The sequence below is a fragment of the Pseudoalteromonas sp. Xi13 genome (assembly GCF_003952205.1).
Lineage (GTDB): Bacteria > Pseudomonadota > Gammaproteobacteria > Enterobacterales > Alteromonadaceae > Pseudoalteromonas > Pseudoalteromonas atlantica.
Genome location: NZ_CP034439.1, coordinates 2,323,443 through 2,344,974, shown reverse-complemented (window position 1 = coordinate 2,344,974; position 21,532 = coordinate 2,323,443). Strand labels below are relative to the sequence as shown.

Annotated in this window: 21 protein-coding genes and 1 pseudogene; 13 read left to right on the top strand and 9 right to left on the bottom strand. The window is 40.5% G+C overall.

What is annotated here, in order from left to right; all coding sequences use genetic code 11:
- Positions 1 to 343 precede the first annotated feature (343 nt).
- A complete protein-coding gene (locus tag EJ103_RS10500; protein ID WP_126007572.1) occupies positions 344 to 793 on the top strand; it encodes an isoprenylcysteine carboxylmethyltransferase family protein in 450 nt (149 codons plus the stop codon).
- 100 nt (positions 794 to 893) lie between these two features.
- Here EJ103_RS10500 and queC read toward each other — a convergent pair whose 3' ends face one another.
- Positions 894 to 1,550, bottom strand: a complete 657-nt coding sequence (gene queC, locus EJ103_RS10495) for a 7-cyano-7-deazaguanine synthase QueC (protein ID WP_126007570.1) — start codon at positions 1,548 to 1,550, stop codon at positions 894 to 896.
- Between the two features lie 145 nt (positions 1,551 to 1,695).
- On the opposite strand from queC, the gene queE reads away from it, so the two are divergent.
- The 4 genes and pseudogenes from queE to EJ103_RS10475 all read left to right on the top strand — a co-directional run bounded on the left by queE (position 1,696) and on the right by EJ103_RS10475 (position 4,663).
- Positions 1,696 to 2,361: a 7-carboxy-7-deazaguanine synthase QueE gene (gene queE / locus EJ103_RS10490; RefSeq protein WP_004589468.1), complete on the top strand. Its 666-nt coding sequence runs from the start codon at positions 1,696 to 1,698 to the stop codon at positions 2,359 to 2,361.
- Between the two features lie 969 nt (positions 2,362 to 3,330).
- Positions 3,331 to 3,864 (top strand): GNAT family N-acetyltransferase, encoded by a 534-nt coding sequence (locus tag EJ103_RS10480; protein WP_126007566.1) that lies wholly within the window; start codon positions 3,331 to 3,333, stop codon positions 3,862 to 3,864.
- A 142-nt stretch (positions 3,865 to 4,006) separates the two neighbouring features.
- Positions 4,007 to 4,087: pseudogene (locus EJ103_RS20335) on the top strand (twin-arginine translocation signal domain-containing protein); the annotation flags it as partial.
- 78 nt (positions 4,088 to 4,165) lie between these two features.
- Entirely contained in the window at positions 4,166 to 4,663 is a 498-nt protein-coding gene (locus tag EJ103_RS10475; protein WP_039972524.1) for a lactoylglutathione lyase family protein, read from the top strand.
- Between the two features lie 151 nt (positions 4,664 to 4,814).
- On the opposite strand, the gene bcp is transcribed toward EJ103_RS10475, so the two are convergent.
- On the bottom strand, positions 4,815 to 5,294 hold the full coding sequence (gene bcp, locus EJ103_RS10470) for a thioredoxin-dependent thiol peroxidase (RefSeq protein ID WP_029774548.1): 480 nt from the start codon (positions 5,292 to 5,294) through the stop codon (positions 4,815 to 4,817).
- 10 nt (positions 5,295 to 5,304) lie between these two features.
- Entirely contained in the window at positions 5,305 to 5,841 is a 537-nt protein-coding gene (locus tag EJ103_RS10465; RefSeq protein ID WP_029774547.1) for an ACT domain-containing protein, read from the bottom strand.
- A 360-nt stretch (positions 5,842 to 6,201) separates the two neighbouring features.
- Between EJ103_RS10465 and bamC the strand changes: the two genes are divergently transcribed.
- A complete protein-coding gene (gene bamC / locus EJ103_RS10460; protein WP_029772477.1) occupies positions 6,202 to 7,260 on the top strand; it encodes an outer membrane protein assembly factor BamC in 1,059 nt (352 codons plus the stop codon).
- Positions 7,261 to 7,330: 70 nt separating this feature from the next.
- Positions 7,331 to 8,701, top strand: coding sequence for a YjiH family protein (locus tag EJ103_RS10455; RefSeq protein WP_126007562.1), 1,371 nt, complete (start codon positions 7,331 to 7,333; stop codon positions 8,699 to 8,701).
- 120 nt (positions 8,702 to 8,821) lie between these two features.
- Here EJ103_RS10455 and EJ103_RS10450 read toward each other — a convergent pair whose 3' ends face one another.
- Positions 8,822 to 9,358, bottom strand: coding sequence for an acyloxyacyl hydrolase (locus tag EJ103_RS10450; RefSeq protein WP_126007560.1), 537 nt, complete (start codon positions 9,356 to 9,358; stop codon positions 8,822 to 8,824).
- Positions 9,359 to 9,604: 246 nt separating this feature from the next.
- On the opposite strand from EJ103_RS10450, the gene EJ103_RS10445 reads away from it, so the two are divergent.
- Together EJ103_RS10445 and EJ103_RS10440 are read left to right on the top strand one after the other, a co-directional pair.
- On the top strand, positions 9,605 to 10,198 hold the full coding sequence (locus EJ103_RS10445; protein ID WP_004589167.1) for an ABC transporter substrate-binding protein: 594 nt from the start codon (positions 9,605 to 9,607) through the stop codon (positions 10,196 to 10,198).
- Positions 10,199 to 10,408: 210 nt separating this feature from the next.
- Positions 10,409 to 11,746, top strand: a complete 1,338-nt coding sequence (locus EJ103_RS10440) for an ankyrin repeat domain-containing protein (RefSeq protein WP_004589168.1) — start codon at positions 10,409 to 10,411, stop codon at positions 11,744 to 11,746.
- A gap of 308 nt (positions 11,747 to 12,054) precedes the next feature.
- Here EJ103_RS10440 and EJ103_RS10430 read toward each other — a convergent pair whose 3' ends face one another.
- The 5 genes from EJ103_RS10430 to EJ103_RS10410 are packed head-to-tail and all read right to left on the bottom strand — an operon-like array spanning position 12,055 to position 15,575.
- Entirely contained in the window at positions 12,055 to 12,498 is a 444-nt protein-coding gene (locus tag EJ103_RS10430) for a DUF2069 domain-containing protein (protein WP_024034209.1), read from the bottom strand.
- Positions 12,495 to 13,049 carry an NAD(P)H:quinone oxidoreductase gene (gene wrbA, locus EJ103_RS10425; protein ID WP_004589170.1) on the bottom strand — a complete coding sequence of 185 codons (555 nt, stop codon included), beginning with the start codon at positions 13,047 to 13,049 and terminating at the stop codon, positions 12,495 to 12,497. The genes EJ103_RS10430 and wrbA overlap by 4 nt, the downstream gene beginning before the upstream one ends.
- Positions 13,049 to 13,396: an arsenate reductase (glutaredoxin) gene (gene arsC, locus EJ103_RS10420; protein ID WP_029772483.1), complete on the bottom strand. Its 348-nt coding sequence runs from the start codon at positions 13,394 to 13,396 to the stop codon at positions 13,049 to 13,051. The genes wrbA and arsC overlap by 1 nt, the downstream gene beginning before the upstream one ends.
- Before the next feature lie 54 nt (positions 13,397 to 13,450).
- Complete coding sequence (locus EJ103_RS10415; protein ID WP_024034211.1) at positions 13,451 to 14,908, bottom strand: M48 family metalloprotease; 1,458 nt, start codon at positions 14,906 to 14,908, stop codon at positions 13,451 to 13,453.
- 1 nt (position 14,909) lies between these two features.
- Positions 14,910 to 15,575 (bottom strand): hypothetical protein, encoded by a 666-nt coding sequence (locus EJ103_RS10410; protein ID WP_126007556.1) that lies wholly within the window; start codon positions 15,573 to 15,575, stop codon positions 14,910 to 14,912.
- A 147-nt stretch (positions 15,576 to 15,722) separates the two neighbouring features.
- Between EJ103_RS10410 and EJ103_RS20225 the strand changes: the two genes are divergently transcribed.
- From EJ103_RS20225 to pgi, 4 genes are all read left to right on the top strand, one after another.
- On the top strand, positions 15,723 to 15,941 hold the full coding sequence (locus EJ103_RS20225) for a hypothetical protein (RefSeq protein WP_004589174.1): 219 nt from the start codon (positions 15,723 to 15,725) through the stop codon (positions 15,939 to 15,941).
- Entirely contained in the window at positions 15,934 to 17,010 is a 1,077-nt protein-coding gene (locus tag EJ103_RS10400) for an AI-2E family transporter (RefSeq protein ID WP_096041482.1), read from the top strand. The genes EJ103_RS20225 and EJ103_RS10400 overlap by 8 nt, the downstream gene beginning before the upstream one ends.
- A 126-nt stretch (positions 17,011 to 17,136) precedes the next feature.
- On the top strand, positions 17,137 to 19,362 hold the full coding sequence (locus tag EJ103_RS10395; RefSeq protein WP_126007554.1) for an aminotransferase class V-fold PLP-dependent enzyme: 2,226 nt from the start codon (positions 17,137 to 17,139) through the stop codon (positions 19,360 to 19,362).
- A gap of 516 nt (positions 19,363 to 19,878) precedes the next feature.
- Positions 19,879 to 21,525, top strand: a complete 1,647-nt coding sequence (gene pgi / locus EJ103_RS10390; RefSeq protein WP_126007552.1) for a glucose-6-phosphate isomerase — start codon at positions 19,879 to 19,881, stop codon at positions 21,523 to 21,525.
- Positions 21,526 to 21,532 lie beyond the last annotated feature (7 nt).

The following is a 21,532-nucleotide window of genomic DNA, read 5'->3' as shown; positions in this document are numbered from 1 at the left end:
ACCACTTCCTTTTTATAGTTTTAACTGTTGCATAAAGTATAACCATATTTAGCAGCGGTTAAACCTGACAATTGTAACTTTATTTGTCGATTGCTGCGTGGAGTTATGTTCATCATTGATACACCTGCGTTATTGTTTAATAACTAATGGCGTAATTAATAAGTCTATTTGAGATTAAACCGTGTGACTTTAAAGCCAACGTTTTTATTGTGTTGCTTTAATCTGCAGTTTTAACGCGCTCTATGCCAGCGTTAACCTTGTATTTAATTGTGTATTAATGCAAACGGGTATAGTGTTTACAGACTTATAGGTCCTTATTTTATAATCAATACAGTGAGTTGCTATGTTAAATAATAAAATACCTCCGGTTATTGTCGTGCTCGTTTTTGCAGGCATTATGGCGTTAATAGCCCATTACAGTGTGATTGATTTTACAGCGTTTATTGCCTACTTAGCAGCGAGCTTAGTCATTATAGGGTGCGCATTTTGTATAGCCGGAGTGGTAAGCTTTAAACTTGCACGCACCACAGTTAATCCAAATAAGCCCGAGCAAGCATCAAAGTTGGTAACCAGTGGCGTATATAAAATTTCACGTAACCCTATGTATGTGGGCTTTGCGTTTATTTTAGCTGGCTGGGGTATTTGGCTTAGTTCGCTGTGGGCACTTTTATGTGTTGTTGGGTTTATTGCTTATTTAACGTTTTTTCAAATAATTCCTGAGGAGCGGGCGCTTAGCAAATTATTTGGCCAAGAATTCACAGAGTATAAAAACAAAGTAAAACGCTGGTTGTAATTTTCAAGCAAATACTAAAAAGGCTATCGAGATGATAGCCTTTTTGCGTTTAGCGCTAATAAACTAACCGTGCTTTCACTGAAAACCCCGTAACTAGCGGTTATTCGTATTCGATTGGATCAGTGACGTTATTAAGCGAAAATGCCTCTAAACGTTCTTGGCAGGCGCCACATTTACCACAGGCTTTTTCGCGTCCGTTATAACAAGTCCATGTTTGGCTGTAGTCTAAGCCCATTTTTATGCCATCGGTTAAAATATCAATTTTGGTGTTATTTAAGTACGGGCTAAAAATTTCTACAGCGTCGTAGTTAGCAATACGACATACATCATCCATTTTTTGCACAAACTCAGGACGGCAATCAGGGTAAATAGCATGATCCCCCGAATGCGCGCCATAATATACTTTGCTCGCTTTTAAAGACACAGCGTAACCAACCGCAAGCGAAAGCAAAATCATATTACGATTAGGCACTATGGTGCTTTTCATGCTTTCTTCTTCGTAATGACCTTCTGGTACATCAATATCATCAGTCAGTGATGAGCCACCAATAAGCTGGTTAATAGCTGATATATCTACAATTTTATGCGGAACATTAAGCTTTTCACACACGTTTTCAGCCACTTCAAGCTCTTTAACATGACGCTGACCATAGTCAAATGAAAGGGCATAAACATCATGGCCTTGTTGTAAGGCTTTATTTAATACGGTAAACGAATCCATACCGCCGGAATAAATAACAACTACTTTTTGCGTCATATCTGGATTGCTCTTTAGTTTTAATAGAGGTTTATATCAGGGCGCGATATACTACACGGCCGCAGCTTAAATAACAATTTTTGGGCAGCGCTTTTTCGTCTTTTATAGTAGCAATTTTGCAGCTAGGCAGTAAGTGAGATCTCTTTTGTACAAAATTAATGAAGTGTTTGAAACCATCCAAGGTGAAGCAAGTTTTACCGGCACACCCTCAATATTTTTGCGTTTGCAAGGCTGCCCAGTGGGCTGCGCATGGTGTGATACTAAACAAACTTGGGAAGTCGATAACGTGTACAAAGTATCGCTTGATGAAACGGTAGAAAAAAAAGCCGATTCAGATCATTGGGCCGATGCCAGCGCCGAGCAAGTACTTGAGCTGTTTAAATCGCGTGGCTATACAGCAAAGCATGTTGTAATTACCGGCGGCGAGCCGTGTATGTACGATTTAAACCCAGTGTGTAAGCTATTGCACGATAACGGCTTTACAACACAAATAGAAACCAGCGGCACCTTTGAAATACTTGCCCCTGAGCAAACCTGGGTTACCGTATCGCCTAAAATTAACATGCGCGGCGGCTACGAAGTACTTACCAGCGCCATGAAGCGCGCCAACGAGATAAAGCACCCAGTAGCGATGCAAAAGCACGTAGAAGAGCTTGAAGCGCTATTTGCCAAAACAGGTGTTAACCCGAAGCTTGTATACTTACAGCCAATAAGCCAAAAAGTGTCAGCCACCAAATTAGCCATTGACACTTGTATTGCCAAAAACTGGCGCTTATCGGTGCAAGTACATAAGTATTTAGGGATTAGCTAAAGCGAAAGAGCAGCTGTAAGTGCTTAGCTGTAAGCGATAAGCTGCTCGGCGTTAATTCGTAGGTTGGGTTGAGTGAAACGAAACCCAACGAACCTCCAATACCCACACCCCAATAATCCCGTATTATATATTTGAAAACGTAGGCCGGATAAGCGAAGCGCCATCCGACACAGTAACTTATTTAAGTTTCGACAAACATAAATAGTTAATTAATTATGATGTATGAAGTCAAGATTTGACCCTTCTGGTTCTCTGAGCCCTCAGGTTCTCTTGTAGGTTGGGTTGAGTGAAACGAAACCCAACACCACAACTTCATTGCTCACTCTTTATATAAACCACCACACCAGCTTATTTAAACGCGTAGGTCGGATAAGCGAAGCGCCATCCGACACCGTAACTTATTTAAGTTTCGGCGAATATCAATAGCTAATTAATTTATGATGTATGAAGTCAAGATTTGACCCTTCTGGTTCTCTAGTAGGTTGGGTTGAGTGAAACGAAACCCAACACCGCAACTCCATTACTCACTCTTTATATAAACCACCACACCAGCTTATTTAAACGCGTAGGTCGGATAAGCAAAGGGCCATCCGAAAAGGCTAATTAATTTCTTCCCCGCAGTGATAGCATTTATTTTTTGGCAGGCGATAGCTAGTAGCTGATTGCATTACCTGGTTTTTCTTACAATTTGGGCAAAAGTAATTAATAACATTCATAATCAGCGCGATTGCAAAAATAAAACTGCCAATATAAAACGGGTTTGTATAAAACTGGCTACTCGCTGGTGAAAACATAAAGCCAATAACACATATAATCAATGCGGCTAAATACACTCTAAACTTGATTGCCTTACTCAAAATTAAATTCTCCTTTTTTATCTTTTTATCAAATAGATTGGAAATTAGCCACTTAAAGTTTATTTTGGGTATTTTAAAGTGTAATTAAGGATATACGGAGATCAAAAGTTAAATGGAAAAGTATTTACATATAAAAATATCAAAAGACATAAAGCTCTCACCTTTATTAGAAAGTGATGCTCCTGATGTTTTAAGATTAGTTAATGAAAACCGTATTAATTTAGCAAAATATCTTTACTGGGTTAAAGATGTGTCAGACATAGCGTCGGCCCATAAATATATTTTTGAACGAGTAAATAGCGGAAAAAGTGGTTCACGATGGTTCAAAATAAACTTTAAAGGTAAGTTTTGTGGTGTATTTGCCATTAAATCAATATGTCCCGATTCGGCAGTTGCTGAATTAGGCTATTGGCTAGCTCAAAACGCGCATGGTAACGGGATTATTAGTCAAATCATTTCAAAAGCTACGCAGCTACTCACGAGCACTCATGTTAAATTTATCGAATTTAGGTGCCTAGAGAGAAACGAGGCAAGTATAAAGGTTGCGTTGAAATCAGGCGCTTTGCTCGTAGATGTTATACCTAATTTTTTAGTTGCAGATAATGTATTACAAAGCCTAAATATTTATAGAACCCCAGTAAAATAATAAAAATATTACAGCTCTCACCATCACAAAACGTAATCATTAATATCATATTTGATAATTTTTTGTCCTCACTACAATCATTTATCATGGCTAATTAATTCCTTTAATTACATTTAACGCCTTTGCCGTTAAGGAACATGCCATGAGTAAAAAAGAGTTAAACCGCAGAGACTTTATGAAGTTATCGGCTGCTGGGTTGGGTGCTGCCGCGCTGCCTATGCTGTTTACAAGTCTAAATGCTAATGCCAACCTGCAAGCAGCTGATAAAGGCGAGCAAGCAAATGGCTTAGCTGATTCGCCAATGCCTTATCCGCGCACGTTTTCGCATATTGGTGTGTCAGTGCCAAGCCTAGAAAAAGCCGTCAAGTTTTATACTGAGGTGCTGGGCTGGTATTTAATTATGAAACCCACACAAATAACAGAAGATAAATCACCGATTGGTGAGATGTGTACTGATGTATTTGGTGCTGGGTGGGGCAGTTTTAAAATAGCCCATTTATCAACAGGGGATAGGGTGGGGGTTGAGCTATTTGAATTTAAAAATCAGCAAAACCCAAAAAATAATTTTGAGTATTGGAAAACGGGAATATTTCATTTATGCGTACAAGACCCTGATGTAGAAGGACTCGCTGATAAAATAGTGGCCGCGGGCGGAAAAAAGCGTATGAAAGCGCCGCGCTATTATTACCCAGGGGAAAAACCATATCGCATGATTTACATGGAAGACCCGTTTGGCAATATTTTAGAAATTTATAGCCACAGTTACGAGCTTATATATTCAAGTGGCGCTTATGGTTAATTTATTATGTAACGAGTCACTGTACTTTATTCAATAAACGCTAATAAAAAAGCGTTGCCCTAGAGCAACGCTTTTGTATATTTTTTACAGCTTACAGCTTACAGCTTACAGCTTACAGCTTACAGCTTACAGCTTACAGCTTACAGCTAACTTATTCCGCCGCTAAGTAATCCAACACCACTTGGTGGTGATCTTTGGTTTTAAACTTATCAAATAAGTGTTTAATTTTACCGTCTTGGCCTACTAAAAAGGTTAAGCGGTGAATACCATCGTATTCTTTACCCATAAACTTTTTGTAGCCCCATACGCCAAATGCTTCAGCAATGGCGTGATCTTCATCGGCGAGTAAATCAAAGTTAAGCTCTTTTTTAGTTTCAAAGTTTTTAAGGCGCTTAATAGGGTCTGGGCTAATACCTACAACGCGGGTGTTAAATTGAGCAAGCTGCGCTTGTTGGTCACGTAAGTTTTCGGCTTGAACCGTACAACCCGGTGTAGAGGCTTTAGGGTAAAAGTACACCAGTACTTGTTGCTCTTTTAACAGCTCACTTAAGGTGACTGTTTCGTCGTTTTGATTTTGTAAGCTAAATTCTGGTGCTGTATCACCGGCTTGTAATGGACTAATTTTGTTCATGCTGTGCTCCTTAGCGAATACGTTTAAAAATATAATCTACGTTAAGACTGTGCGAAAGGTTTTCAAAGGTCACTTTAAATTGGTCTATATCAACCTCTACTGGGATATTAAACTCAATTTCGCAGCGCATTTTAGTGTCGGTTTCTTCATCGTAGGTGTCTGACTTTAATGAGCAGATACTAATGTGGTGATCGGCAAAAAAACGCGTTACTTTACTCAGTGTACCTGGGGTGTCTATCCCTGTGTATTCAAGGGTATAGCCTGCGCAAAATTCACTTTCGGTGTGGCGAGTGGTGCTGCGCTTCATCATGGTGAGTAGGCCTAGCTCCATGCCTTTAGTAGGCAAGGTGTGCTCTATGCGGCTAATGGCCGACATATCGCCGCTTAGCAGCATGGTAAAAGTAAATTCGCTGCCTAAAATGGCTATTCGGCTATCTATAATGTTGCAATGACAATCACTTACAAGCTGTGTAAGTTCACTTACAATTCCCGGTCTATCTTCGCCAATAGCGGTTAAAACAATTTGATGATTTGAAAATGCAGTCATGAAGTTTAATACCTACGTTTTTTGAAATATAACAACCGAGTTGGTATAGCCCGCTGCGCATACACTACGTTGCACGGCGGCGAAGTTTAACACAAAAAGCGCCCTAAACTACATAGGCGCTTAATTAAAGGCGCTTTAAAGCGTTGTGTTCCTTGTTTTTACTGGCACAGGAAAGTACCATAGCTAAAATTTGTCTTTTTGTTGTGATTGATTTTATAACACTTAGGTGTGAACTTTATTGCAATTAGACAGCCAAATAATAAATGTAAAGTTAATGTTGATTTTACACTGAACCAAATTCGGTATTACCCACTCATATACGTGTAAAACAATTAAAGGGTATGCTAAGGAGAAATATCTGTGCAGTATTGGATCCCAAAAGCACTTGCAGTGAGTGTATTGGTAAGTTTATCAGGGTGTAATGTTTTTATTAATGAAGCGCACAACGAACGCAATTATCGTACGCATGAAGGTGTTAAAACCCCGCCATCGTTATCTCAACCAGCGCAAGATCCGGTTTATAAAATGGATGTGGGCCAATACGATAACAACCCTGAGGCAACAAACTATCGTCCACCAGCACAGGTTTTAACTGTTGCTAAAGGTAGCTGGGTAGAAGAGGGCGATAAACAAGCGCGTATTTACTTTGATAAAAACGATGGCATTGTTGATTTAGATGAATTTGTTTGGGACTCAATTAAAGCGGTTATTGCCGAAAATAATGCAACAACCACAAAAGAAGATAAGCTACTTGGTATTATCGAAACTGACTGGTACTCAATAATTAAAGCTGAAGAGAGCTGGTTATGGGGCGATGAGGTAAGCGAAAACCAAGAGCGTTTTAGATTCACAATTGAAGAAAAATCGCATCAGCGTACTGCTTCGTTACGCGCTGAACTTATTGACTTTAAAGGTGATGACACGTTAACCGATTTACTTAAGCAGCAATTAGAAGTACGCGCGCTTAACCAAGTTGTGGCTGAATTTGATTATCGCTATCGTCAGTTAGAAGTAGAAAACCGCAAGCGCCAAGGTATTATTTCTTTAGAAATGGGCTTTGATAACAAAGGCAATGCTGCACTTGTTACTGAGCAATCATACGATGCAGTATTCGACCGCTTCTCGGGCTTTTTAGAGCGCCTATCGTTTACTATTGTTGAGATTAAAACCGATACCGGCTTAATAACTGCCGACTACAACAAGCCAGAAAGCAGTGTATGGGATTCTATTTGGGGCGACGAAGTTGCGCAGCTTCCAATTGAAGAAGGCCAATACCAAATTTTAGTGAGCAAAACTAAAGAAGGCGGTACAAGCTTAACCTGGATGGATGACAAAGGCGAAACACTCGAACCTGGCACCATGAATGGTTTACAACAAGCGTTAGAAGCAGCACTTATTCAGCGCGGCATCAAAATTTAATAATTAATAATAAGTTTTTACTACAAAAAGAGCGCTTTGCTCTTTTTGTAGTTTTTATGGATTAAAAAATATGTCTCAGTTACCTCCTCGCGGGCACTATACGTGGCGCACTTGGTTTACTTTTTTAGTACCGTCGTTAATTGGTGTGTTTTTATTTATGACACCCATTCCTACCGCAGACGGGATGACCATTCCTATTGCGTTAATGGCTAAAGGCGTGCAAGCGTTGATGTCTGGCTCTGCGCAAGCAATTGTTACCCTTATTATTTGTATTACTGGTGTTATGTCGGTGGTCACCAAAGTATTTAAACCCGCCGCTATTTGCCAATCACCCCTGTTAAAGCATTTATTTGATGTAAGTGTAGTGTGGTTAGTGGTGCGTTTATTCGGTATGGCGTTTGTGCTAATGACCCATTTAGGGTTAGGTAGCGAGGCAATCACCTCTGCAAACACAGGCGCTTTGGTATTAAACGACTTATTACCTGTTTTGTTCTCGGTATTTATACTAGCCGGTTTATTACTGCCTTTACTAATTAACTTTGGGTTATTAGAGCTTGCAGGCACTATGCTAACCAAGGTAATGCGCCCTGTATTTGGCGTACCTGGGCGAAGTGCAGTTGACTGTACTGCGTCGTGGTTAGGTGATGGCAGTGTTGGTATTTTAATGACCGCAAGGCAGTACGACCAAAAGCACTACACGCAGCGCGAAGCTGCCATTATTGGTACTACGTTTTCGGCGGTTTCTATTACGTTTAGCTTAGTGGTTTTAGGCCAAGTGAAATTAGAGCACTTATTTGCCCCATTTTATGCCACCGTATGTTTAGCCGGTGTTGTTGCTGCTATTATTGTGCCGCGTTTACCGCCACTTCGCTTTAAAAAAGATTTGCTTATTGATGGCAGTGAGCCAAATCGCGATGCTGAGGCTATCCCAACGGGTAAAAGCTTAGTAGGGCACTCACTTGATGTAGCATTAGCAAAAGCCAATAACTCGTCGGGCTTTAAAGGTACCTTAAAAGAGGGTGTACATAATGCGCTTGATATGGTCTTTGGTGTACTGCCTGTTGTAATGGCCGTAGGAACATTCGCACTTATTATTGCTGAGCACACGCCGGTATTTCAATATTTAGGTATGCCGTTTGTGCCATTTTTAGAGTGGTTACAAGTACCCGAAGCACAGGCCGCGGCACAAACTATTATGGTGGGATTTGCCGATATGTTTATTCCGTCAATTTTAGCTGCGGGCACCATTGAAAGTGATGTAACTCGCTTTATTATTGCCGCAATGAGCGTAACTCAGCTAATTTACATGTCTGAGGTTGGCGCACTTTTACTGGGCAGTAAAATACCGGTAAACATTGTTGAGCTGTTCGTTATATTTATTTTACGTACACTTATTACGCTGCCGGTTATTGCCTTAATGGCGCATTGGTTAGTTGGCTAGTAGTGTATTTTAATTATAAAAAGCCCTGATTTATCAGGGCTTTTTTGTGGCTAGTTATTTCAATTTAACCTAAAACTTAACCCTTTTAAGTGGCAAATTGATACTAAATACGAATGAAGATTAAAAACGCCTTGCCACTGAAAGAGTTAAAAAGTTTAAACCTGGGTTAGGCTCTTTAAATCCGGCGTTTGAGTAATGAATAACCCGAAGCGCTACGTTAGTGTGGCCAAAGTCTGCAACTAGGCCAATACGGTCTTCAAATTGGTAGTGAGTACTAATATTTTTGCCCGCAAATTTAGTTTCATCAATAAGCGATACGCCAATACCTGCTTCAATATAAAACGGGGTATTATGAAAACTAAAAGCAGGAAACTGCAGCACGGGCGACATAGCCAAAACAAGATTAGATTGCGAGTTGTCACCATGGCGGTATTCCCACATATTAACGCTGGTTTCAAAATAAAAGCGCGCATCGCCCACTAAGTTTTGTAAGCTAGGGGCATGATATTGATAAGCCATCTTAACGCCATTCACGTTGCCTTCGCCCTTGAGAACATCTACGGCGTAACCATGATTAGACTGCGCAAGCGCCGTGTTACCCCATACAGAAATAACTAAAAATAAAATAAGTGTAAAAGTTTTATATACCGTTTTCATAACTGCCAAATTGGTGTGTGAGTCGAATTAGTAAATAAATGATAAGGGCGGGCCATTCACATTTTCAATGAGGACAAAATGCCGCTTGTTTATGGGCTGTTAACAGTGAAGGCTTAACTAATTGAAAATAAATAGTTTATTTAATTGGTGCTATTTTGGCATTAATAAGGTGCATTTTTGTGTCTGTTTTTGTGGCTTAAAATCGCGTAATTTAGCCACCTCTTAATCACACACATGGTCACGCTCATGAAACTTTTTAACACTATTTTTATTGCTGCTGCCTTTTTTAGCAGCGCGTTATTTGCGCAAACGGCGCAGTCGCCTCAACATATGCTTGAAGGCGTTGCCGATACGCTTTTTAGCGATATTGCAAAAGTAAATGCACAAGGCGATGCAAGCAAAGCCGATATGGCGCGCATTGTAGAGACGCGTTTAATGCCAAACATAGATATTAAGTTTGTGTCGTTTAAATTGCTTGGTAAGCACATTAAAGGCATTGAGCGTGAGCAAGCTGTACGTTTTATTGATGCGGTAGAGCATTATTTAACAGGTACTTACGCAGGTGCGCTAATGAAGTACACCGGCCAGCAAGTAGTATTTGAACAAGATACCGCTAAAAGCGACTCTGAGTACGCTACGGTTAAAACGCAAATTATTGAGCCAAATGCGCCCGTGATTGATCTGCATTTTAAGCTGCGCCAAGGTAAAGACCAGCAATGGAAAGTATACGACATTGTTGCCGAAGGTATTTCGCTTTTAAGCGCTAAGCAAAAAGAGATCATTCAACGCATTTCTGATGTAGGCTTAGAGCAAGTAATTACTGAACTAAAAAATAAATAGTTCACTTCCTGATTAAGACCCTCTCCAACCACAAAAGCAGCCGCACTAAAGTGTATTGGCTGCTTTTATATTTTCTTAATATTCATCTACTTTAAGCTCGCAGCAAAAAAAAGGTGTGATAGAATATCAGCACGTCGATTAAGCGTGGTGTCAGCTAAAAACTGCTATAACTGACGCCTCATCAAGCTACACTGGAGTTGTGCTGTTTTAATGGAAAATGTACTGATTTGGCCAAAGGAATACCCATTACTTATTAAAGGACTTGTAGAACAAAACGGTGCCTTTATTTTAGATGCTTTAGAAGCTTGGCCTGCATGTCGTTCTACTATTGAAGATGACGGTGTATGCACCACTGTGCTACCGCCCATTTACTATTTGATATGGTTAACCCCGCTTGAACCCTTTGAAGAGTGTTATTTTCAGCATATTAGTGAATATGACGAAGATGCGCACGCTTACATTGCTGCTGTTAAAAATCATTATTTAGATAACGAATACACCAGCGAATCAATGGCGCTAATGCTGTGCCAGCGCTTAGAAAAATACGCCAGTGTGGCGGCGCAAAACGCACTTGATACGCCGCTTTCGTTGTTTAGCTTATTATTTAGTAAACGCTATTTTTCGTTAATTGAACATGCTCTAAATAGTGGCAGCAAATTAAGTGCACACGATACGCTAGCACTGTGGCAAGAAGTTGATTTTAGAGAGCGTTTAAGTGCTTTTTTACCTGAATCGGTTGCTGATTTAAACGAACTTACAGAGCTTGCCAGTCAAAAAGTAGCAAACGGTAAAGACTATTTTACGCTGTTAACGCAAGTATCGCCTGATGTTGATTCTATTGTATTGCTTGAAAAAGCATTACTTGCTCATTTAAGCCAAAAAAGCGCAAAGCAAACCATGGCGATGCGTTTTATAGAGCAAGGTGCCACTGGTACATTGGCTGATGAAAACAATAAAACAGCGTTTATGTGGGCAGCCGAAAAAGGCTATGTAAATGTGATAGAAACCCTGTTGGCTAAACAGGATCAAAAAGCGCAAGACACCTTAGGCAATACCGCACTGCATTATGCAGTGTTAGCTAAAAACGAAACCCTTATGGTGCTATTACTAAAAGCAGGTTATGACTTTAGAGCACGTAATAACGAGGGCTTAAGCTGTTACCGGTTAGCAGTAAGTATTAAAGCAAGCAATTTAGTTAAATGCCTTGAGCGCGATTTTGGTATAAAAGAGCTTTCGCCAGAAGGGCAGTTTAACCGCATTAAAAAGGTTCACGCCTTGCACGCAATTGTCACTATTTTATTGCCATTGCAGCTCTATTTCTTTTTTGATGAAAGCATTGCTATAAAAAGTGAGCTGACTTTAATTTTTACATTGATTGCGTCGGTGTGTTTTTTCTTTGCGGCGAGTTTAAAGCGCTGTGCGCTCTATCCACATATAAAGCACCCGTGGGGATTATTTGTGTTGCGTGTTTTTTCGTTGTTAAGCTTAATAGCTCAGCTTGGATTAGCCAGCATAGTTGCACTGGCTGCACTGAGCGAATTAGTGTAGCGGCCGCCATGGCAAACTAAAAGCCTAAAAAAACGCGCTCACATTGTTATGTTAAGCGCGTTTTTTGTATGTATAAGCTATTATACCAATCCGCAATAATATCTAATCATTTTGCGGGGCTAAACGTGTCGCTATCTGCGTTAAAAAACTCTCATTTAGAACAACTAAGCAGCGAATTTTTTGCCTTGCTATCAACACGTTTTTCCATCCTCAAAATAGATCACTTACTTATGCGGATTGGTATTATTTCAACTTTCAACTTTCAACTTTCAGCTTTCAGCTTAAATAATTTATTTTGCGAATTAGTATTATTTATTGTATTCGTTAGCGGCTTTTTCCTCTGCGAGCTCTTCTTTAAGCTTACGTATTTTTAAGCCTTGCTCTTGCCCACGGTGCCTTGCGTAATATGTGCAGCCAATAAACATGGCAGAGGCAAACACAAGCTCTAATAACACCCATATCAGCTCATCAGGTGCAGCCCATAACATGGTTAAGCCGTGTATAAAGTACAACATAACAACAAAGTTAGCCCAGGCGTAAGTGTAAGTGTTGTCTTTAATAAAGCCTCTTAAGGGCAACAGTAAAGGGATTATAGGCACAAACAAGGATACAACACTTGCGTTGCCATTTAGCGGAGGTACAAAGTACATCCAAAGAGGAAATAAAAGTAATAAACCCACATAGCCAAAAATAGCGGTGCGCTGAAATTTTACAGTAATTGGCTTTTTTGCAGGGGTGTCAGCGGTATTCATTGAAGTTTTCTCGCAATGTGAGTGAGGCGTTTACCAACGCTTTGGCATATTTTGATTTCGTCTTTACTTAAAGTATTCGTATTACTACTGCCGGCTACATGTGTTGCCCCGTAAGGTGTGCCGCCGGTTTGCGTAGCTAGTAACTCTGGTACTTCGTAAGGTACCCCTAATAACATCATGCCGTGGTGTAGTAGTGGCAATGATAAATTAAGTAAGGTGGCTTCATTTCCGCCATGCATACTGCTTGACGATGAAAACACACAGGCTGGTTTATCTATTAACTGGCCTTTTAGCCAGAGATCGCTGGTGGTTTCCCAAAACGTTTTTGCTTGCGATGCCATCATGCCAAATCGGGTAGGTGTGCCAAACGCAAGGCCGTCGCAATTTATTAAATCATCTTTTGTAATTACTATATCGTGCGGATTTTTAGCAACAAAGGTACGCAATACGGCTGTGGCACCCTGTTGCTCTATAGATTCGGCTATTTCGTGCGCCATAGCCTCAACCGAGCCATGGCTTGAGTGATACAGTACAACAATGCGAGTCGTCATTATAATACGCTTAATACGTTTTCTGGCGGACGGCCAAGGGCTGCTTTACCGTTGTTTTGTACAATAGGGCGTTCAATAAGTTTAGGGTTGTCTACCATGGCGTTTATTAGCGCTGACTCGTTGGTTTCTTCTTTTAGGTTAAGCGCTTTGTATGCATCTTCTTTTGTGCGCATTAGCTGGCGAGCTGAGCTAAAGCCTAATTGTTCTAAAAGTTGGCTTATTTGCTCATGGTTAAGCGGTGTTTTTAAATACTCTACTACGCTTGGTGTTACGTTGTTTTGCTCTAGTAATGCGAGGGTTTCACGCGATTTAGAACAACGTGGATTATGATAAATAGTAACTGACATACAATTAGTTCCAAAATGTAATTTGCCGCTATTTTAGGGCAAGCGCTGACAGACTTAAAGCCTTGCCAGCTCTTTTTGTAAACGGCGATACTGAGTAAGCAAGGCTTTTAGGCGTTGCTGTTTAACCAGCTCTGTGGGTTCTACGAAGTTAAGCGCTTTTTGGATTTCGTCTGCCGCTTTAATATACGCGCCATATTGCGATAACACATCAGCATTGGCCTCGTGATAAGCGGCAAGCTTGTCTTGCTTTTTATAGGCATCGGCTAATAGCTGTTTGCCTAAGTTGTGGTCGGGTTTTTCAAGTAAAAAGCTTTTTAAAATGTTTTCAGCTAATTCAAACTGCTCAGCCTCTAATGCTGCATTTGCATAGTTTAAAGTTATAACTTGGTTGTTAGGGCGATAGTTGTTTAGTTCAGCCAAAAATTTTACCGCTTCGTCGGCTTTTTTTTGCGCTATTAGTAAATCGGTATGGGTATCGATATAAAATAAATTTTTAGGACTTTGCGCTAATAGCGGCTCTAAAATTTCGGCGGCTTCATCTAGTTTATCTTGATCAAGTAAGCTTATGCCCAAGCCGTATTTAAGCGCGGTGTTGTTGTAACTGTTTTCGCGCATTAATTTTTTAAATAACGCTTCGGCATTTTCGGGCTTATTGGCATAACGAGCAAGTACTCGGCTTTTTGCTAAATTAAACTCAAGGCTTGGGTTTAAATGGCGCACAGGGAATTGCTCTGCACGTAGGCGTACGTCAGACACGCGGCTCTCTGGCAATGGGTGAGTCAGTAAAAAAGCGGGTGGTTTGTACTTATATCTTATTTGCGCTGAAAGTTTAGTTAAAAATTCACTTGATGCACGGGCGTCAAAACCGGCGTTATTAAGGGTTTGCATACCAATTCTGTCGGCTTCTTGCTCGGCAGCACGGCTGTGAGTGAGTTGGCTAAACGCGGCTTGGGTTTGGTTAGCCGAAATAATAGCAATACCTGCGTCGGGAGCAACCACGGTGGCTAATATACCGGCTATCATGCCTGCAATAGTCAGTGCGCTGTTGTCTTGTTGTTGCTGAATACGACGAGCTAAATGGCGCTGAGTTACGTGCGCTATTTCGTGCCCAAGTACAGAGGCAAATTGGCTTTCGTTATCTGATTGCGCAATAAGCCCAGTATGCACACCAACATGCCCGCCGTAAAAAGCAAAGGCGTTAATTTCGTTGTTATTTACCCAAAAAAACGAAAAAGGAAAACGCACGTCGTTTGCATTAGCCACAAGTTTTCGGCCAAGTGTGGTTAAGTATTCGTCTAAAACGGGGTCGTTTACCACCGGTGATGAGCCTCTTATTTGCATCATCATCACTTCGCCAATGGCTTGTTCTTTTTCAAGTGGCAAAACTTGTAGCGCTGACGTGCCTAAATCGGGTAGCGTAAAGTTTGTTTGTGCCTTTAACGGCTCACTAACCAGTAGGCTAAAGGTAAGCGCGGCACTGCATAAAGTGATAAAGGCTGATTTTAGCTGCATTTTATTCCTTGTTAATTTGTTCACCAATGGCAATTTTTGCTATGTCAATTTCATCGCTGTTTGCACGGCTGTCTTTTTCGCACAATTGGTAGAGTTCTTTTATTGTGACTCCATCAAGCTTTACAACGTTCAATTCCTGCTGCAAAAATTTAATAATTTTATGTACTACCTTATGTGCATGTAAAATAATGGCTTTATCGGCCTTGTCGCCGCGCTCAAAATAAAAGCCAATAAACTTATGGAGCTGATTTATGCGGATCAGGTTTTTCATTGAATGCGGATCCCATACTTTAAATTCCATAAAGCGGTTATCTTTAACGTATTGATCAATAATTATGTCTTTAGCATAAGGTTGCGCCCAGAGCTCAAAGCCTCGGTCGGTAAATACTTGGTGTAGCGCTATACGCGGCTTATGCTTGGTGTGTATTTCACCAAAATCATCTTCATAGCCATCAAGTAAGTCTAAGTTCCAATTGCGTTTATTGATCAGGCTTTTTACAGCATTATCAAATCCGTGCTCCAATATTCCTTCAGATTCGCTGACCGAAGAAGCAACAAGATGATAAAAAGGCGGGAGCTCTCCCCAGTTTATCTGCTTTTTATACCAATTAATCTCTTTGAGAGTTGGATTACTAGGTAGTTGCGCTTTATTATGCGTGCCAGGCATTAACTTATCCTTACTGCTAATTATGTTATAAGGATAAACCATTGCTGGAATGGTTTTAAGAAAAAGTTACTGCTGTTCACATTTTATAAATAGAATGACCGACAATATGCGACTTATTATTCATTTTACTTAGCGAGTAAAGTAGTTATGTTAGAGTGCGATTTAAAAAAATTTAAATGCCCACAACAGTTTGTACAATTTAAATTAGCGCTTCGTAATGCGCAGTCATCTAATAAGGCAATAACGTTTAGTATAAATAACGACGAAAGCGCAGATGATATTACGCGTTTTTTAAGCAAAAATGCATATACATATAAATTTGATCAACACCTAGGACTATTACTAGTGGAGCCATTGCATGTTTGAATACGTTAAAACATGGTACGAAAGAAAGTTCTCAGATCCTCATTCAGTCACCTTACTTTTTTTACTCATTGCCTCTGTGGCATTACTGTACTTTTTTGGCTCGTTAATTGTTCCTGTGTTAGTGGCATTGGTGATTGCTTATTTACTTGATTGGCCGGTTGTACACTTAGAGCGCTTTGGGTTAAAACGCTTTAGCGCTACAGTCATTGTAATGCTTATTTTTACCGGAGTTATGCTTACCCTTATTTTGGTTATTGGCCCCGTACTTTGGAAGCAAACCAGTAATTTAGTACAAGAAACCCCACACATGGTAGAGCAAGGTAAGTCATTTTTAATGGCCTTACCACAGCAATACCCCAGTTTAATTAATGCCGAGCAGGTCCAAGCTATTGTGGCAAGTGTAGAGGCAAAGGCGCTCGAATTTGGCCAAGTTATTGTCTCGTTTTCACTTACTTCGTTAAAAGATGTTGTGGCATGGCTTATTTATTTGGTGCTTGTACCCTTACTTGTATTTTTTATGCTTAAAGACAAGCTTGAGCTTACAAGCAGTGCCGCTACGCTTATTCCGCAGCAGAGACGGTTAATTTTGCAAGTGTGGCACGAAATGAACCAGCAAATAATGAATTATATTCGAGGCAAAGTATTCGAAATTTTAATTGTGGGTGGCACCTCGTTTATTGCCTTTACTGTACTTGATTTACGTTATGCAGCTTTACTTGGCGTGTTGGTTGGGTTTTCGGTGTTAATTCCGTTTGTGGGTGCGGCATTGGTTACCATACCGGTTGCGGCCGTGGCGCTGTTTCAATTTGGTATCGAAACGCAGTTTTGGACCATATTAATAATTTACGGGATCATTCAGGCGCTCGATGGCAATGTATTAGTGCCCTTGTTGTTTTCTGAGGCCGTTGATTTAAATCCCGTATTTATTATTGTTGCAGTGCTATTTTTTGGTGGCTTATGGGGATTTTGGGGCGTGTTTTTTGCCATTCCGCTCGCATCGCTTGTAAAAGCGCTAATAAATGCCTGGTCATCAACGCATGGAGAAATAACAAAAGAGCGGGCAGAGTAACGTACTTTTAGTTTAAAAAAGCATAGTAAACGCACCTAAGTTACTAATTGATTATTACCCAATGAGAACAAACTTATGTACTATTGGGTATAAGATATATTTTTTAGTAATAAAGGTGCGTTTTTAATGTCTGAGTTTTTATTGCACGATGAACAAGCAGCCCAAGTTTATCTTGATGCAAACGCTACAACACCTGTTTTACCCTGTATTGCCGACGTGGTGTCGCACACCATGCAAATTTGTTTTGGTAACCCTTCAAGCCCCCATATTAGCGGTATACAAGCTAAGTATTTATTAGAACAAACAAGGCAAAATGCACGCCATGTTATTGGTGCGCCCGATGGCGATATTCTTTTTACCTCAGGCGCAACAGAGGGCATACAAACAGCCATTGTTTCTACGCTCATTCATGCTAAAAATCATACGATTAAAAACCCTGTATTATTGTACGGGGCAACTGAGCACAAAGCGGTGCCTAACACGTTAAAACATTGGAATAGCGTTTTAGGCATTAACGCCCAATTACTGGCTATTCCTGTTGATAGTAAAGGGATTTTAGATTTAGCGTTTATTAGTGAGCACATTAATAACGCGCTAATGATTTGCACCATGGCGGTTAATAACGAAACCGGTGTTTATCAAGACTTAAATGCTATTGAGCATACTATTCGCAGCCGTAATAAATCAGTGTCTTGGATGGTTGATTGTGTACAAGCTCTAGGTAAACAAGCGCTAGCGCTTAGTAGTACCAGCATAGATTATGCCCCGTTTTCGGGCCATAAACTCTATGCACCAAAAGGTATTGGTTTTTTATACATTAAAAATGGCAGTGCCTATACGCCATTTATTGCGGGGGGCGGGCAAGAAAGCGGCATGCGCTCTGGCACCGAAAACCTACCAGGCATAGCAGGGCTTAATAAACTGTTTAACTTGCTGCTAGATAAAAACGACGCCACGTTTAAGTCGGTTGAGGTATTAAATAGCTACAGAGCGCAACTGCTTAATGCGCTGCAAAGTACCTTTGGCGATATAACCTTTAATCACGATTTTTCACATTCTGTACCTACCACCCTTAATTTTGCTGTCGATACGCTTACCTCCAAAGAGGTTATTGATTTATTTGATGCAGCAGGCATTAGAGTGAGCGGTGGCTCGGCATGTAGTACAGGGGCAACGCGCAGTTTTGTGCTTGATGCAATGGGGGCAACAGATTGGCAAAGTGAAAACGCCATTAGGCTGTCTTTTGGGCCTGCTGCAACCGAGCAGCAAATTAGCCAAGCATGTAAGCGTATATGCTCGTTAAAGGCGGTATTAGAGGCCAATTGCTTAATTGTTTCTGACAGTGCCTCGCCAAAGCAAGAAGTATGCGCGCTAGGATTAACACAATTTAGGCATAAAGGGGCGTGTAGCTGGCTGTATGTTAGTGATGACAACAGCGCTGTTATTATTGACCCCGTATTAGAGCTTATTCCGCGCTTTGAAAAAATAGTGAGCACACAACAGCTCAACGTAAAAGCAATTTTAGATACCCACCAGCACCAAGACCGTCCAAGCGCAGTGGCTTTGTTAAATGAAGTACTGGGCACAACGCATGCGATGCAAAATAGCATTGAGCTTGGTACAAAAACGTTAACAATAAAGCCAACCCCAGGGCACAGCAAAGACAGCGTTAGTTATTTATTAAAAGAGCGCACCACAGGCCATATTGATTATTGTTTTTGCGGTGATTTAATTTTACCTGCAGGACTTGGTAATACCTCGCTTGAAGGGGGCAGTGCAACGCAAATGGCACACTCACTTATTACCCTTGCTGAGCAAATATGTGACGATACGGTTATTTGTTCGGGGCATGACTATCAGCAATGCTTTGCCATTAACTGGCGTACTGTACGTGCACAAACGCCTTTGCTTAGCCCGTTATTAAATGGAGAACTAAGTACGGCGCAATTTGCACAGCTAAAAGCACAACACGATCAGCTACATATGCAAACCAGTAACCAACTGTGTGGCTATGTACAGGCGGCGGTGCAAACAGACACTAAGCAGCTAGACTTTACGCAAGCTAAAGCGTTACTAACGCAAAAAAATGTGTATTTAATTGATACCCGTGAGCCGTATGAACATGGCGCAATTAATGTGGCGGAGCTTTTTGCCGCGCCTTTAGCGAATACGCTTAATATTTCACTTAGCCGTATGGCTAACGCCATAGTACAAAATCAATTAAACCCGCAGCACACCTATATATTACTGTGTAGAAGCGGCAATCGTTCTAAAGTTGCAGCGGCAAATTTACAGCAATTAGGCTTTGCGAATATTTATAACGTAGCGGGTGGCTTGGCGTTGGTGAGCTAATTATGGGCCTAGCTTTGAGGATGTTTTAACCACCTATAAAGCTAGGCGAGTGCATACGATGCATTTTATGCTTTGGGCCTATAATGTTTCGAAGTTTAATTTGCAGCAGTGTTTGGTATTTTTACATGGATGTAAGCCAGTAGCGTAACGCAGGAGCCGTTACTGAACCCATTAGGGAACAAACCTCGCGCCAAAATTAAATTGTTCCTAGTTTGTACAAATTTTAATCCTAAAAGGTCAACAGGCCCTAATTCATGAATATTTAATAAATGTTGTTTAAACTATTAAATGCTTAAAATTTGTGGGTAATTAATTCATAAAATTTTTATGATACCGGTGTCAAAAGTAAAAAATTGCGTTATTATCTGCATCATAAATTATAAAAACAGCATTTTTATTGCTTTTTTCGTTATACTAAGCGCTTGCTTTTTTACTAGCACTACGCGCAATTAGCGAAGTCTTTTTACCTAAAACTGTTTTTAAATCATTAATTTAAATATTTTAGAGGATATTTACATGTCTAATCGTTCGCAATTAGCAAGTTGGCAAGCACTGCAAAATAGTGCCGCGCAGATGAAACAAACCCATCTAAAAACGTTATTTGCACAAGATGATACACGATTTGATGCATTCTCTACTCAAATTCCGGGTGTGTTGTTTGATTATTCAAAGCAACGTATTGATAAAGCTATTTTTGCACAACTCATCGAACTTGCTAAAGAGTGTGACATTGCCTCTTGGCGCGACAAGATGTTTAGCGGTGAAAAAATCAATATTACAGAAGAGCGTGCTGTTCTTCATACTGCTTTACGTAATCGTGCCCATACACCTTTAGTTGTTGACGGCGAAGACGTAACACAAGCGGTTGATAACGAATTAGCTAAAATTAAAACCTTTGTAGAAAAAGTACGCAGTGGGCAATGGGTAGGCTACACAGGTAAAGCAGTAAAAGATGTGGTAAGCATTGGTGTAGGTGGTTCAAACCTAGGCCCGCAAATGGCAACCGAAGCGCTAAAAGCACTTGCTGATGACACTTTAAATGTTCATTACGTATCTAATGCTGACGGTGTTCAAATTGCCTCTGTGTTAAAAGCAATTGACCCAGAAACAACCTTGTTTGTTATTTCATCGAAAACATTTACCACATCAGAAACCATGACCAACGCCAAAACGGCCGTTGATTGGTTTTTACAAACAGCAAAAGATGACAGCGCCATTGCTAAGCATTTTGTTGCTGTGAGCACAAACTTAGAAAAAACCGCAGCCTTTGGTATTAGCGATGAAAACGTATTCACTATGTGGGATTGGGTAGGGGGTCGCTTTTCACTTTGGAGTGCGATAGGCTTACCTATTGCGTTATACCTAGGTTATGACGCGTTTGAAGCTATTTTAGAAGGCGCATTTGAAGTAGATGAGCACTTTAAAGCAGCCCCATTTGAGCAAAATATTCCGCTTATAATGGCACTACTTAGTGTATGGAATACCAGCTTTTTAGGCTTTACGTCGCAAGCTATTTTACCGTACGATCAAGCGCTTCATATGTTACCTGCGTATTTACAGCAAGGTGAGATGGAAAGTAACGGTAAACACGTAAACTTTGCAGGCGAAACCGTACCTTATACAACGGTTCCTATTATTTGGGGTATGACCGGTATTAACGGCCAACATGCGTTTTATCAGTGCTTACACCAAGGTAATGTAATTGTACCTGCTGATTTTATAGCCTCAGTTAAGCCGCAGGTAGCCGTAGATAAGCATCACGATATTTTATTATCTAACTTTTTAGCGCAAACAGAAGCAATGATGAGCGGTGTAGATGCACAGCAAGTCACAGAAGATTTAGCCGCTAAAGGTAAAACACAAGCGCAAATTGATGAGTTACTAAATCATAAAATTCATCAGGGGAATCGCCCTACAACATCTATACTGCTAGATACAGTTGATGCAAAAACAGTAGGACGCTTAATTGCCCTGTACGAACATAAAATTTTCTGCCAAGGCATAATTTTAGAAATTTGCTCATTTGATCAATGGGGTGTAGAGCTTGGTAAAGGCCTTGCCTCTAAAATTGAAAGCGAACTAACCGATGACAGCGTAAAACACGCCCACGATAGTTCAACAAATGGCTTAATCGCGTACTACAAGCAACACCGTACGCAGTAATATATTC

Excerpts from the sequence above, each read along its gene's own strand:
- EJ103_RS10480 (WP_126007566.1), top strand. The coding sequence starts at position 3,331 with ATGGAAAAGTATTTACATATAAAAATATCAAAAGACATAAAGCTCTCA.
- EJ103_RS10410 (WP_126007556.1), bottom strand. The coding sequence starts at position 15,575 with ATGCCTGGCACGCATAATAAAGCGCAACTACCTAGTAATCCAACTCTC.
- EJ103_RS10445 (WP_004589167.1), top strand. The coding sequence starts at position 9,605 with ATGAAACTTTTTAACACTATTTTTATTGCTGCTGCCTTTTTTAGCAGC.
- EJ103_RS10430 (WP_024034209.1), bottom strand. The coding sequence starts at position 12,498 with ATGAATACCGCTGACACCCCTGCAAAAAAGCCAATTACTGTAAAATTT.
- EJ103_RS10400 (WP_096041482.1), top strand. The coding sequence starts at position 15,934 with ATGTTTGAATACGTTAAAACATGGTACGAAAGAAAGTTCTCAGATCCT.
- EJ103_RS10395 (WP_126007554.1), top strand. The coding sequence starts at position 17,137 with ATGTCTGAGTTTTTATTGCACGATGAACAAGCAGCCCAAGTTTATCTT.
- EJ103_RS20225 (WP_004589174.1), top strand. The coding sequence starts at position 15,723 with ATGTTAGAGTGCGATTTAAAAAAATTTAAATGCCCACAACAGTTTGTA.
- EJ103_RS10500 (WP_126007572.1), top strand. The coding sequence starts at position 344 with ATGTTAAATAATAAAATACCTCCGGTTATTGTCGTGCTCGTTTTTGCA.
- EJ103_RS10440 (WP_004589168.1), top strand. The coding sequence starts at position 10,409 with ATGGAAAATGTACTGATTTGGCCAAAGGAATACCCATTACTTATTAAA.
- bcp (WP_029774548.1), bottom strand. The coding sequence starts at position 5,294 with ATGAACAAAATTAGTCCATTACAAGCCGGTGATACAGCACCAGAATTT.
- queC (WP_126007570.1), bottom strand. The coding sequence starts at position 1,550 with ATGACGCAAAAAGTAGTTGTTATTTATTCCGGCGGTATGGATTCGTTT.
- EJ103_RS10455 (WP_126007562.1), top strand. The coding sequence starts at position 7,331 with ATGTCTCAGTTACCTCCTCGCGGGCACTATACGTGGCGCACTTGGTTT.
- EJ103_RS10465 (WP_029774547.1), bottom strand. The coding sequence starts at position 5,841 with ATGACTGCATTTTCAAATCATCAAATTGTTTTAACCGCTATTGGCGAA.
- EJ103_RS10415 (WP_024034211.1), bottom strand. The coding sequence starts at position 14,908 with ATGCAGCTAAAATCAGCCTTTATCACTTTATGCAGTGCCGCGCTTACC.
- EJ103_RS10450 (WP_126007560.1), bottom strand. The coding sequence starts at position 9,358 with ATGAAAACGGTATATAAAACTTTTACACTTATTTTATTTTTAGTTATT.
- wrbA (WP_004589170.1), bottom strand. The coding sequence starts at position 13,049 with ATGACGACTCGCATTGTTGTACTGTATCACTCAAGCCATGGCTCGGTT.
- pgi (WP_126007552.1), top strand. The coding sequence starts at position 19,879 with ATGTCTAATCGTTCGCAATTAGCAAGTTGGCAAGCACTGCAAAATAGT.
- arsC (WP_029772483.1), bottom strand. The coding sequence starts at position 13,396 with ATGTCAGTTACTATTTATCATAATCCACGTTGTTCTAAATCGCGTGAA.
- EJ103_RS10475 (WP_039972524.1), top strand. The coding sequence starts at position 4,166 with ATGCCTTATCCGCGCACGTTTTCGCATATTGGTGTGTCAGTGCCAAGC.